Raw genomic sequence first — 13,762 nt, forward strand, 5'->3', positions numbered from 1 at the left:
AATGAAAAAAAATGTAGAAAAGTATTTACGTATGTATCATGAAATTATGTCAGGCGACAGTGTGCTTTGTGAAGGTAAGATTCCGGGGGGGTATTTTATTGATAGAGATATAATGATGTTGCCAACAGATACAGGTGATACAAGATATCCATATGGAGCGGACGGATTTAACTATTGGACCTATGGATCTGGCTATATCCATTGTAATGAAGGGTTGTTTTCTCCTTTTTTACGTGCAAGTGAAGGAGCAGAACCAAAAATTGCTTTTTTTGCAGGCATACAAGGTGAAAACCACAAGTTCTCTTGTTTGTCAGTTCCCATTATGCAACAAGAGCCTCAAGAGCTTGTTCGCTTTACCGTATTTAGTAAAGATAAGACATACTATATTACAGATACGGATAAGCTGACAACGGCATTAATTACTTATGTTAAAGGTCGAAAAATTTATTATAAGTTGATGTTGATGAACAAAACGGGACAGCCGTTGACTGTTTTTTCGAGTGCTTACTTCAATCCTTTTTTGAAAAATGCATTGGTTGAAAATTCAACAGACCGATGGTTTAGACAAGTACGTTATCATGAAGATCAACAATTAGGCTACTTTAATATTGAGACATATGAAGAGCGTGATAGGGATTCAATGGCAACGAACTATGGAGTTATTTATACCGATGTAGATAAACCTGAAAAGGTATTAAGTGCAAGTCACACGACATCGCGTTATCAGTACGTTGGCGGGGCGAGATCTTCCTTGCATACGGCGAAAGTGTTTCAAGAGGAAGCGTTGGCAGATAATGTTCATGCGACGTCATTTACTGAAACAGGAATTTGTGGAGATTTTATAACATACCGTCTTGAGGATACGATTGAATATCATGTGGAGATGCGTTATGCGCGAACAGATGAAGAGTTTGCTGCATTGACACACACTCAAGTGCAAGAAAAACCATCAGAAGTAAAAGAGCAGTTCTTAGCACAAGTTGATGGTGGTAGAGATATTAATTCGGCAATTATGAATGGCTTTTTACATCATTTAAAAGAACAAGTAACATTTTGTTCTGAGATTAAAGGGTATATACAATTATCACATTTTTCTTTGATTGGAATTCGTGATATTTTCCAGGCGCTTGAAGGGTATCTATACTATGAGCCGGAAAAAGCAAAAAATAAAATGTTGGAAGCACTTGATTTTACAAGTCTAACAGGACAGCTTCCCCGTCAATATTCTTTGCCGGAGCATGAGAACAGTTTGCCGGCAATGGATTTACGTCCATTTATTGACCAAGGTGTATGGGTTGTCTCAACGATTATGACCTATCTGAGATTTACTAATGATTGGTCGCTCTTAAACGAGCAATGTGGGTACTATGATTTTGTTGATGTACATAAGCACATAGCTAAAAAGAACGATGTCAAGGAATCTGTACTTATGCACTTGGTGCGTATTATGGAATATCTTCTTGAAAATCGTGACCATGAACATACAAAATGTGTCTTAGCTCTATATGGTGACTGGAATGATGCGCTTGATGGACTGGGACGAAGCCAAGACCCGAACAAAGAGTATGGAACAGGCGTCTCTGTTATGGCAACGTTACAAGTGTATCAAAATCTCTGTGAAATGCTGGAAATAATGGGATATCTTAAGGATAAACCAGAATATAGCCATTTGTATGAGATTTTGCACGAACGAGAAGAAGGCTATCAGAAGGCAAAAGAAGAAATTATTGAAGGATTGCTTGCGCATGCAATCGATGGCGACCACATTATCCACGGTTGGGGCGACCAAAAATCATATCTAGTAGGTAGTCGCAATGATCCTGATGGAGTGGCGCGTGATGGTTTGACAAGTCAAGCGTTTTGGATTCTTTCAGAGTTCATGAAAATTGATGCGAATTATCCAAAGCATCGAGAATATATTTTAAAAGCGTATGAACGTTTAGACTCAAAATATGGCTATAAAACATTTGAACCGTACTTTGAAAAAGGCGTTAAAGGTGTTGGACGAATACCAAATCTTCCAAAAGGAACTGCGGAAAATGGCGCAACCTATATTCACGCGAGTATGTTTGGTGCGATGAGTTTGTTTGCGATTGGAGAAGGAAAGCAAGCTTGGGATCAACTTGAAAAGCTACTTCCATTTACGCATGATACAGTTTCAGTGTCTCCATTTGTTGTTCCAAACTCCTATGGAGATAATGAGGAGTTCCATATTGATGGAGAATCAATGCAAGATTGGCAAACAGGAAGTTCGAACGTACTTTTTAAATTATTGGTGCGCTTTGTATATGGATTCGAGCCAACCTTAGGTGGACTAAAAATTCAGCCAAGCCGCTATCAATATTTTGATAAACTATCACTTAAGATTAATTATCTAGGAAAGAAAATTCATCTTAAGTACTCGGGAAAAGCCAAAGAAGAAGCAACAAACCGAGAGTTCAAAATGAATGGAGAAGTACATAAAGGCAATGTAGACCCATATATGCAAATGGAGACATTGTTCATTCCGGATGAATGGATACAACGATCCAATGATGAGATTCTTATAGAAGTCATTGATAGATAAAAGAGGATTGACAAGAGAAATATCCCATGATATATTTAAGTTAATAAACTTTACTTATGTAATTGGCGGATGTTTTAGGAGTTGACATGGTGTATAAAGGAAGCACACAAACGGATGTAAAACGTGATAATCAAAAGATGATTTTTTCGCTTCTTTTTGAAAATGGACCGATGACTCGAGCTGAACTTTCTAAGGCGCTTGAGTCATCGAAGCCTACCGTGTCAAAAAATGTAGCGGAACTGCTTCAAACAAAACGTATTATTGAAGTGGGCAAAGAAAAAACCGCTGTAGGTAAAAAAGGTATTCTGATTGATGTGAATCCGAATTACCAATATGTCCTGGCAATTGATTTGGCAAAAGACAATTTTCATTTGGTTGTAGCTAATTTACGGGGACAATGGCTGCTTGACCAAAGTGTCTCAGTTGAAGAGGTTTATGATCCTGAACACGTTCATAATTATTTAAGGATTTATTTTGAACAGGCAAAAAGTGCGAATATTGATCTGACAAAGATCGCACAGGTAGTGATATCTTATCCAGGTGTTGTTGGGCAAAATGATGGCTACTATTTAACAAATGTTCAAGATAAGGAAGTTTTATTGCATGAAGTGAAAAAGTTTTTACGGGCGAAGAACTTTAATACTATTTTTGTTAAAAATGATATTAATTTAGCTGCTGTTGCAGAAAAGCGTTATGGAGTACTTCAAGATGAAGCAAACTTATATTTGCTAAGTGCACATATAGGTGTTGGGATTGGCATAATACTCAATCATCGTTTATATGAAGGCGAACGTAATGCAGCAGGGGAAATCGGCTTTATTCTTCCGAAAAAACAACAAGACGGACAATACTATACTCTTGAAGAGCGGGTAGGCTTACCTGCAATTATCCAACGTTTTCAGGAGCTAACAAGACGACAGGAATCCTTTAGTACCATTCAAAAACACTTGGCTGTCCAAACAGACTCTCAGTTGATGGACTTATATGATGAAATTCTTGAAGAATTTGCGGTAGCCATTACAAATGTTGCATTGGTCTTAGATATACAAAAAGTTGTCTTGACCGGACATGTTTTTGATTTAAAAGATACGATGATACTTGACTTACAAGAACGTGTGAACCGAATGACACCGATTGAGACCAACATCTATCGATCAATGACGAATCATGCTTCAATCAAAGGTGCAGTACTTGTGGGAATAGAACGAAGTATTGAGCAGTAAATTAATGCATACCCTATAAGTTAATAAAGTTTACTAATGGAGGTGTAACATGAAGGCGATAAAAAATGGAAAGCTATACTATGAAGGAAAATTTCAAAGTGAAAAAGTTCTCTTGTATTCAGATAAGATTGAAAGTGTTTTGTCCCAAAGTGCATATGAGGATATAAAACAACATATTGATGAAGAGATTGATGCAAAAGGTGACTTCATTGTTCCGGGATTTATTGATGTACATATTCATGGATATCAAGGGGTTGATGTTATGGATGGAACAGTGGCATCCCTTAATACGATGAAAAAAGGACTTGTCGAAAACGGAGTGACGTCCTTTTTAGCGACAACGATGACGATGTCTAAGCCCAAAATTACACAGGCGCTAGAGGCTGTACGCGATATAATGAAAGAACAGGAAGCGACAACCTATGGTGCAACAGTTGTTGGAGTACACTTGGAAGGTCCGTTTATCAATCCGGCAAAAAAAGGTGCTCAACCAGAAGAATATATTATTCGACCAGAAGAAGATCTGATTAAACCGTATTTAGAAATGATTAAAGTCGTAACGATTGCGCCAGAAGTAGAAGACAGTCTAGACTTTATAAAAAAATACCATAACACCATCAATTTTTCCTTAGGGCATACAAGTGCGACATATGAACAAGCGATGGAAGCTTTTGAATGTGGAGCCTGTGCAACAACACATACTTTTAATGCGATGACAGGAATGCATCACCGAAAACCAGGAGTTGTAACGGCTGCATTGACATCGGATTGCTATACAGAACTCATTGCAGATAAGTTCCATGTACATGAAGGGATTTTTCCTCTTTTTGTAAAGGCAAAAGGTCTACAAAAGATACTACTGGTTACAGACTGTATGCAAGCAGGTGGCTTAACGGATGGTGAGTATGAGCTTGGTGGACAAAAAGTAACAGTAAGTGACGGTAAATGCCTATTGGATTCAGGAACGATTGCCGGAAGTGTTCTTAAGCTGAATGACGGCTTAAAAAATTTCCATGATAATGTTACGCAACGTCTTGAGGAGATTATACCGGTTGTTACATTAAACCAAGCAAAATACCTTGGATTAGAGAATGTAATCGGCTCACTAGAAGAAGATAAACAAGCAGATATAGTCATTATGAATGACCAATTTGAAATTCAGAAAACAATCGTAAAGGGGACAACAGAATATGAAAACAATTGATATGAACAACATGAAGATCATCAAAGTAAAAGACTATGAAGAAATGAGTCAAAAAGCAGCAAAGCTAGTTGAAGCGCAAGTACTTGTTAAGAGAAATAGCGTATTAGGCTTAGCAACAGGTTCAACGCCAGAAGGTATGTATCAAGAATTGGCAAAAAAATATCGTAACGATGAAGTGGATTTTAAAGATGTGGTTGCATTTAACCTTGATGAGTATTATCCGATATCTGCAGATAATGATCAAAGCTATGCCCACTATATGCGAGAGCATTTTTTCCAACATGTTAACATCCAAGAAAACAACAGAAACATACCGGATGGGTTAAATAAAGATGTTCAAGCAAGCTGTCGTGCATATGACCGTGCATTAGAAGCCGCAGGGAATGTTGATTTGCAAATCCTTGGAATCGGAACAAATGGACATATTGGCTTTAATGAACCGGATGAGCACTTTGCAGTGGGGACACATTTAGTGGACTTGAATGAAAAAACCATTCAAGATAATGCAAGATTTTTCGAGCACATTGATGAAGTGCCAAAACAAGCTTTAAGTATGGGTGTAGGAAGTATCATGCATGCGAAGAAGATTGTTCTGTTAGCGAGTGGTAAAAACAAGGCAGAGGCGATAAGAGCTATGGTCAAAGGACCCGTAACGCCAGAACTTCCGGCATCAATTCTTCAGATGCATCAAGATGTTACACTAATTATTGATGAAGAGGCTGCATCTGAGCTATAAAAAATATACAATACTTTTAACGATAATGTAAAGAGTGGGTTGATAACAACAGTATGTGTTATCAACCCACTCTTTTTTTAATCTCTACAAGGCCTACTTTAGCTTTCTACTTTAAAACTTAGCAAAAAGCGTCAAGGACCTTTTTAGTTAAACTATTGACAAAAAAAGAAAAAAAGGTATAATAATAGATATTGATAATGAGAATCGATATCAAAGAGAGGAGCGTTACTATGAGTATTGTTTTAGTTGGCGGACATGATCGAATGCATCGTCAATATAAGGTTTTATCAAAAGAGTTTGGACATAAAATAAAAATCATGACACAAATGAAGACGGAATTTACAAAGCGTATAGGAAATCCCGATGGGATTATCGTCTTTACAAATACAGTATCGCATAAAATGGTAAAGCATGCATCCGAAGCGGCGAAGAAAAACAATGTACCTATTATTAAATGTCATACAAGTAGTCAAAATGCACTCAAAGCAGTTTTGGAAGAATTAGAAAGGATGATATAACAATGAAAACAGTGATTATATATTGGAGTGGAACAGGTAATACAGAGATGATGGCAGAGGCTTTGCATAAAGGGATACTAGAAAACGATTCCAGTGCCCAGTGTATACGTGTTGAGCAAGCAACACTAGATCAGGTTAAAGAGGCCGAGCTGGTCGTACTTGGGTGCCCTTCGATGGGAGCTGAAGTCTTGGAAGAAGATGAAATGGAGCCTTTTGTAGATTCGATTCAAGAGGTCATTGCCAATAAAAAAATCTTGCTTTTTGGTTCGTATGGCTGGGGAGACGGAGAATGGATGCGTGATTGGGAAGCGCGAATGGAAAGCTATCAAGGACATTTGATTGCTGAAAGCGTGATTATTAATGAAACACCGGGAACACAAGAACTGGAAACATGTACAGATATCGGAAGAAAAATATCCCAATAAAGCGAAGAGAGGAATGCTGATGCGCAATCAATTAGTGGTCGATTCATACTATACAATGGAAAGTTATGATGACTTAGAATACCTACTATGCAAAATCTTATTTCATAGCGCACCAACACTCTTTGGAGGAAAGGTTGCATCACTTATTAGCTTTAAACAGAATCGAAGAAGAAATGTTCTTCAATTATGGAATCAATATCGAAAAGAGATTAAAAAGTATATTCCATTAAATTTCTGTGAGTTATCGCGTGATGAAAAACATGTCGTGGTCTTATTTTACCATTCAAAACGACTAGGGAAGAATTTAAAAGAGACGAGTTGTCATTGCTTTTTGCAATCCTGTGGCTATACCAGTCCACATGATATCAAAAGTTCTCTTAAGTGCCTTAGACAACGTTTTGTGAAGTCATGCCCTCATGAAATAGGTGTGTTTTTAGGCTACCCCATTGAAGATGTCAAGTGCTTTGCCAGTGGTAAAAATGAAGAACCGATGGTGATTGGTTATTGGAAAGTGTATTCTAAAGTTCAAGAAGCGTTAAATATATTTGCACAATATGATCAAGCCCGCGAAGATGTATCAATATCTCTTCTTGAAGGGATACATCCAACGCAGGTCGTAGAGAAGCTCTACCAAGCAGTTTCTTAAAATCGACTAAAAAATATTGACATTGATGTCAAAAGGTTATATACTAAGTATTGCTGTACTTATGAATCAATGGGATACTAAGTATGGTAATTATATATGAGATAAAGTTTCCGTGCAGCCGGGGAGATAGCGGTGCCCTGTACCTGCAATCCGCTACAGCAGGGGTGATGCTAAACTGAGACTTTCATTTTGTAAGGCTGCCTCGTAAAAGTGGTGTTGACGGTTGGGTCTTACGCAACAGGAATCTGTGAACCGTGTCAGGTCTTGACGGAAGCAGCACTAAGCAGAACCTCCTGTGTGCCGTAAGGGTGCCTGATCAGAGCTAACTATATGAGTAACGCTTATGGGTGATTGGCGAAGGGCAGCGCACGGATTTAATTTTGCCTTTTACAAGTTTTGTTAAAAGTGGTATGCTATTTAATGAAACTTGTTTTGATATAAAAGTGAGGGATATTTTATGAGTTACCAAGCTCTATATCGTAAATGGCGACCGGATCATTTTGATGATCTTGTAGGCCAAAATCATATTGTTAGAACGTTGACAAATCAAGTCGAAGCAGGGCGTACGTCCCATGCTTATCTTTTTTGTGGAACAAGAGGAACCGGAAAGACATCAACAGCAAAAATCTTTGCACGTGCCGTTAACTGTGAAAATCCTATACAGGGAAGTCCATGTAATTCTTGTCCGACATGTCAACATATGCTTCATCATCAAAATATGAATGTCATAGAGATTGATGCGGCAAGTAATAATGGAGTAGACAATATTCGAGAAATACGTGAAGAAGTGCGCTATACCCCGACAGAAGGAAAATACAAAGTCTACATTATTGATGAGGTGCATATGCTAAGTGCAGGTGCCTTTAATGCGCTGTTAAAAACGCTAGAAGAGCCACCGGAACATGTGAAGTTTATCTTGGCAACAACAGAACCTCATAAAATACCCGCAACCATTTTATCCAGATGTCAACGATATGACTTTAAACGGATATCTACAGAAACCATTGCAGCAACACTAAAACATTATTTGGAAGAAGAAGCGATTGAAGCGACAGATCGTGCGATTCATTATATTGCAAAAGTGGCCGATGGTTCCATGCGTGACGGTCTTAGTGTATTGGACCAATGTATTGCGTTTTATTTAGGAGAAGAGATTACTTTAGATAAAGTATTGGATGTGCTTGGAGCTGTGGACACGGACGTGTTTTATGAGCTTACAGAAGGTATTATTTTGCGAAGCACAAAGACGGCAATGGAGGTTATTGAACGCATCGTCATGCAGGGACGTGATTTGAGCCAGTTTTTACTGGACGAAATTGCGTACTTAAGAAATCTGCTTGTGGTCAATACCATTGCAGATTCCAAAGAATTATTGGATGTATCAGATGATGTCTATGATGCCTTAAAAAAACAAAGTGACCAGGTAGAGGAAAATCTAATTATACATCTTATTAAATCATTTTCGAATCTAGAATCACAGATAAAATACATGACGGGAAAGCGAACATTGATTGAAATTGAATTAATTAAGCTTTGTCAGCCAGAATTAAACACAGAGCAAGAGGCAGTGTTATCAAGACTCCATACCGTAGAGCAACAGATACATGCCGGAATGCTTAATGCAGAGCGCTATGCACAGATGCATCCGAGTGATATGGGAGCCCATACACAAGGAGAACATCAACAACAGCCTCAGCAGGTTAAACAAAAAGTCGAGATTAATACGGATGCATTTCCTGAGGACATTCAAGTGGCGATTAAGGGATGGGCAAAAGTGGTTACAAGTACAACCGGATTATTAAAAGCAACCTTAAAGGAAGTATTGCCCTTTTATATGAATGACCAAAAACTAACCCTTGTGTGTAAGAATAGTGTCCAGAAAAACACCTTGTCAGAAGAGCAATATTTGAGTAAAATAATAGATGTACTTGAGTCTTTATATAAAAAGCGGTTTGAACTGAATGTCATTGAAGAAACAGAATATAGTGCATCCGGTGAAGGAAACTTTGAAGATATTGAACGAGCAATTCATAAGATACGTAATAAAATCAACTTTGATGTTGAGATTCAGTAGATATAAGGAGGAATTATTATGGCAAAAAGAGGCGGTTTCCCAGGTGGCGGTATGCCAGGAAATATGAATAATTTGATGAAGCAAGCACAAAAGATGCAACAAAAAATGGCAACAATGCAAGAAGAGTTGGATAGCCAGGAATTTGAAGCAGTTGTTGGTGGTGGCGTTGTTAAAGCCATTGTCACAGGTAAAAAAGAACTCAAGACCGTTACAATTGATCCGGAAGCAGTGGATCCAGATGATGTTGAAATGTTAGAGGACCTTATTGTAGCAGCGGTTAATCAAGCAATTAAAACAGCAGATGAAACTGTGAATAAGGAAATGTCCAAATTAACAGGAGGCTTAGGTCTGCCTAATGGTATGATGTAATCATGGATTATTATGGAACACATATACGAAAGTTGATTGAGGAGTTCTCAAAGCTTCCAGGTATTGGAGCAAAGACGGCGCAGCGTCTGGCTTTTTATATGGTTAACCAGCCAGAAGAAGCGGCAGAGCGTTTTTCAAAGGCGATTGTTGAAGCTAAAAAAAATACCCGTTATTGTGAAAAATGTTGTACCATTACGGACGATGCATTGTGCCCGATATGCCGAAGTGAAAAACGCGATGGCTCGACAATCATGGTGGTTGAAGAGTCAAAAGACTTGGTAGCCTATGAACGTACAAAGCAATATACGGGATTATATCATGTGCTTCACGGAGCAATATCTCCCATGCTTGGCATTGGACCTAATGATATCCGCATCAAAGAATTGGTGACGCGTATAGGTGCACAAGAGATTCAAGAAGTAATTTTGGCGACCAACTCAACGGTGGAAGGAGAAGCGACAGCTGTCTATATCAGCAAAATTCTTAAACCCCTTGAAGTAAAAGTTAGCCGAATTGCTAATGGAGTGCCTGTAGGCGGCGATTTAGAATATGTGGATGAAATTACTTTATTGCGTGCACTTGAAGGGCGCAAGACACTTTAAAGAGGATTATAAAATAACCGAAGGTATTTCGGTTATTTTTTTGTGCAGTTTTGCCGATGTAGATAGTAGAGAATGGAGATGATACAATGGCAACGAATATGATGATTCAGTCGATGAATGGAAAACCCATTGAAAATATATTAAATCAAGGAAAAAATATGAGCTCCCTTCAATTATCAACAGGGGATCTCTTTTATGGTGAGATTATCCACATGGATGATCAAGAAATGAAGATAAGCATTGATCATCAGTCAAATTCACAGGAAATGCTCCTGCAGATGAAAAATGCATCCCAAGAATTTCAGGTAGGCGAGACAATAGCGTTAAAAGTAGTCGAAGCAACAAAAGACATCTTAAAAGTATCTGTAGAAAAGCTGGAAACAGCAAATAAAAGTAGTCAAAATCACGACCCGACCAAAGATAAGCTTCAAGTAGGAAGCACAAAACAGACGATGCTTCAAGAAGAAAAACGTATGGAAGATACGGAGGCTATGACCCAAAAAAATTATGCTCAAGATTTTGCAGAGCAGGTAAAGCAAATTGAGACATCGTTATCAGAAAAAGAATATATGGCGCTTTTAAAAGAAGGATACGATTTGACAAAAATGAGTGTTCCCATGTTAAATCAGTTTTTAAAAATGCATCATCAACATACAGGTGGGGACTTTACGAAAGCTAATGTGGATAAGATAAAAAAATTTGCAGATAAAGTGGATAAAGTCAAGCAAATGGATACACCAGATGTGGTTAAGTTTTTGTTGGGCAATAAAGCAGCGACAATCTCAGAAATGTATAAAAGCTTATACTCAGGAGGTGAGCAACTACCGGAGTATGTTATGACAGAAGCCGATTATGAAAGTATAAAAAGTAGTGCACATCAGATGATTTCCAAGATACCAACCCAAAATGCACAGGAACTTCAGGCAATGACAAAGGAGCTGGTAATGCGTGGAGGTGCCTTAGACCAACGCAGTTTGGATGTCCTTGGGTTTTTGAACCAAGAACATCAAGGAGAAGATGTTCTAAAGATGGCGTTATATCAGTATGAAAACAATGCAAAGCTTGAAAATTATAGTATCTCTGAAGGGGAAAGTGTGGATACTATTATGTCGCGCCAAGAAATCGAACAAGCACTCGAAGAGATCCAAACGATTACAACCAAGGATTTACAACATGTACTAGCGCGCAATAAAGCGGCAACACTTGATAATATTATCCATATCCGTTTGGACCAAGAACTTCAACCTAATGAGGTGATAACAAATGTACAAGACATTGAAGAAAGCCTTGATAAAGAAATTGAAAATCTAAATATCTTACGATATCAGATGACCTTTAAGGCGGCGCTGCGATTAAGTCTTCAAGGGATTAATATTCGAACAACGCCATTAGACTCACTGCGTAGTGCGACCCAGCAAATAGCAGCAGAGCATATTCCAAGTGATGACATACAATCACAAGAGGCAACAGAAGGTTTGGAACAAACACAGGTAATGACACAATCGCCACAACAGGTATGGACGTTATGGCAGTCGAATATGGCACGTATTAATGGAGCGGCAACGCAACTGATTGCCGATGCGTCCCAAGTGTTACCAACCAACCAAATATCGATTAATACATTGCTTGCCAGAGCAAAAGCAGGTACAGAGCGATATGATACACTTCGTACACAGGTTCGACCAGATTTGGGAGACCGAATCGAGAAGGCGTTTTCAAATGTGGATGCCATATTAAAAGATTTGGAGTTAGAGACAACGCTTTATAATCAGCGTGCTGTGGAGATTTTAGGACGTAATAATATGGAGATAACACGTGAGAATATCCAGAAAATAAAACTGATTGACTTGCCGTTGCAAGAACTTCAAAAAAATATGATGCCCCAGCATATAGTATCCTTTTTAAAAGAAGGAAAAAATATAATGAATATGCCAATAACTACGTTGACACAAGCGGTGAATAATAAAACAAATACGACGCGAATTAATCCTGTAGACCAAATGATTAAAGAGCTACATCAACTTTTAAAAGCAGAAGATGTTCCAGAGGCAACGAAAGAATCGGTTATTGGAGTTTATCGACTCATGCATACGATTTCGTCGACCCACAATGCAGCGGTTGGTTTTTTATTGGAACATACATTGCCTGTAAATCTAGAAAACCTCTTTGAAGCGTCTAAGTATATTCGCCAAACCCAGCATCAAGAAGGAAAAATGGATGTTACCATCGATGATGCGACCGGATTTTTGGAAACGGTTAAGCAAGAAGGACCTTCAATTATGGAACAAATTGTGACCGGATACTATGAGAAGGATATGGAGCTTCAAGCATTTTTGGAACATCCATCCAGTCTTGAAGATGAAGTCGAGAGCACTTTGCAAGAAATACGTGATAAAGTACAAGCCTTGGATTATGATAAAATCGATCAGATACTGTTAAAGTTAGATGGACTAACACAAACGGATGGTATGCAGTCGATGGATAAAATTATGCATTTGACCATTGATGAGATTACGGTATTAGAACAAGTGCAAAAAGATCCATTTATGTTTAAAATGCTGTTTGAAGAGATGGTGGCAATTGCTCAGGAAAATGATGTGAATAATACATGGATTGATCCGCTTTTTCAATCATATATGAACAGTCTTGAACAGCAGACAGGCGAAGAAAACGGACGTCAAGGTATTTACAAGCAATTAGAGCAAATCAAAGAAGAGTTTTTGGAAAAAGCGTTAGAGAGACTGGTTGAAAAAAACGACGGGGAAGGTCGTGCACGATCTTTTTCTGATGTGACGCGAGAGATTGAAGCGTATGGGGGACTAGAAGAAAAGCTTTTAGAGGATGAGAGCTATCATACGATTCCGGTGATGATTAATCAACAAATACAACAAATGAATGTGTATTATTTTGAACAAGAGCGTCGTCAAGGCAATCAAGAGGCATCCTCGTCCATATATATGCAGCTTACGACAGAGCATATGGGGACTGCGAATATTCGTATACGCTTTTCAGATGTACCGGAGGTGACCATGTTTGCAACAACAGACAGTGGTAATCAAAAGATGCAAGAGTATGAAGAAGAGATTCGTCACGCTCTTTTGGAACTGGATATGTCAATTCGAACCATCACCTATGCCTCTTTTGAGGTACCTAAACCTATGAGATTCAATGGGGAACAGGCAAAGCGAAACCAACCTATACGTCGATATCAAGAGAGTCGTTTTGAGAAGGTGATATAATGGCAAGAGATGAAGGCATTAAAACATTAGCAGAAAAAATGATAGAGATTATTGGTAAGATGGATCAAGAACTTGGGTTTGAAAAAGCACAAGAGGCAATAGCATCTCCAATGCAACAAGAGGTAAACATCGAGAAAATTCGTCAAAAAGATTAATTTTT

The 13,762-nt window shown here is 38.3% G+C and carries 12 protein-coding genes and 1 other RNA gene; all 13 read left to right on the plus strand.

The features are described from left to right. Position 1 precedes the first annotated feature (1 nt). Entirely contained in the window at positions 2-2,566 is a 2,565-nt protein-coding gene (locus QBE53_01070; GenBank protein ID WZL81724.1) for a hypothetical protein, read from the plus strand. A gap of 86 nt (positions 2,567-2,652) precedes the next feature. Continuing rightward, positions 2,653-3,789: an ROK family transcriptional regulator gene (locus tag QBE53_01075; protein ID WZL81725.1), complete on the plus strand. Its 1,137-nt coding sequence runs from the start codon at positions 2,653-2,655 to the stop codon at positions 3,787-3,789. 49 nt (positions 3,790-3,838) lie between these two features. Next, positions 3,839-4,993, plus strand: coding sequence for an N-acetylglucosamine-6-phosphate deacetylase (nagA, locus tag QBE53_01080; GenBank protein WZL81726.1), 1,155 nt, complete (start codon positions 3,839-3,841; stop codon positions 4,991-4,993). Between the two features lie 10 nt (positions 4,994-5,003). Beyond that, on the plus strand, positions 5,004-5,729 hold the full coding sequence (gene nagB / locus QBE53_01085; GenBank protein WZL83249.1) for a glucosamine-6-phosphate deaminase: 726 nt from the start codon (positions 5,004-5,006) through the stop codon (positions 5,727-5,729). Positions 5,730-5,959: 230 nt separating this feature from the next. After that, the gene (locus QBE53_01090) at positions 5,960-6,247 is read left to right on the plus strand and encodes a DUF2325 domain-containing protein (GenBank protein ID WZL81727.1); all 288 of its coding nucleotides are present in this window, start codon (positions 5,960-5,962) and stop codon (positions 6,245-6,247) included. A gap of 2 nt (positions 6,248-6,249) precedes the next feature. Then, on the plus strand, positions 6,250-6,672 hold the full coding sequence (locus QBE53_01095; protein WZL81728.1) for a flavodoxin: 423 nt from the start codon (positions 6,250-6,252) through the stop codon (positions 6,670-6,672). Between the two features lie 19 nt (positions 6,673-6,691). After that, complete coding sequence (locus tag QBE53_01100) at positions 6,692-7,318, plus strand: DUF3793 family protein (GenBank protein ID WZL81729.1); 627 nt, start codon at positions 6,692-6,694, stop codon at positions 7,316-7,318. Between the two features lie 110 nt (positions 7,319-7,428). Continuing rightward, an RNA gene (ffs, locus tag QBE53_01105) (signal recognition particle sRNA large type) lies at positions 7,429-7,690 on the plus strand. An 85-nt stretch (positions 7,691-7,775) separates the two neighbouring features. Further along, positions 7,776-9,392, plus strand: a complete 1,617-nt coding sequence (gene dnaX, locus QBE53_01110; GenBank protein WZL81730.1) for a DNA polymerase III subunit gamma/tau — start codon at positions 7,776-7,778, stop codon at positions 9,390-9,392. An 18-nt stretch (positions 9,393-9,410) separates the two neighbouring features. Next, a complete protein-coding gene (locus QBE53_01115) occupies positions 9,411-9,761 on the plus strand; it encodes a YbaB/EbfC family nucleoid-associated protein (GenBank protein ID WZL81731.1) in 351 nt (116 codons plus the stop codon). A 2-nt stretch (positions 9,762-9,763) separates the two neighbouring features. After that, complete coding sequence (gene recR, locus QBE53_01120; protein ID WZL81732.1) at positions 9,764-10,363, plus strand: recombination mediator RecR; 600 nt, start codon at positions 9,764-9,766, stop codon at positions 10,361-10,363. A gap of 86 nt (positions 10,364-10,449) precedes the next feature. Beyond that, positions 10,450-13,602 (plus strand): DUF6240 domain-containing protein, encoded by a 3,153-nt coding sequence (locus QBE53_01125; protein ID WZL81733.1) that lies wholly within the window; start codon positions 10,450-10,452, stop codon positions 13,600-13,602. Beyond that, complete coding sequence (locus QBE53_01130; protein WZL81734.1) at positions 13,602-13,757, plus strand: hypothetical protein; 156 nt, start codon at positions 13,602-13,604, stop codon at positions 13,755-13,757. The genes QBE53_01125 and QBE53_01130 overlap by 1 nt, the downstream gene beginning before the upstream one ends. Positions 13,758-13,762: the final 5 nt, after the last annotated feature.

It is taken from the genome of Vallitaleaceae bacterium 9-2 (genome assembly GCA_038396585.1).
Classification (GTDB): domain Bacteria; phylum Bacillota; class Clostridia; order Lachnospirales; family Vallitaleaceae; genus UBA1351.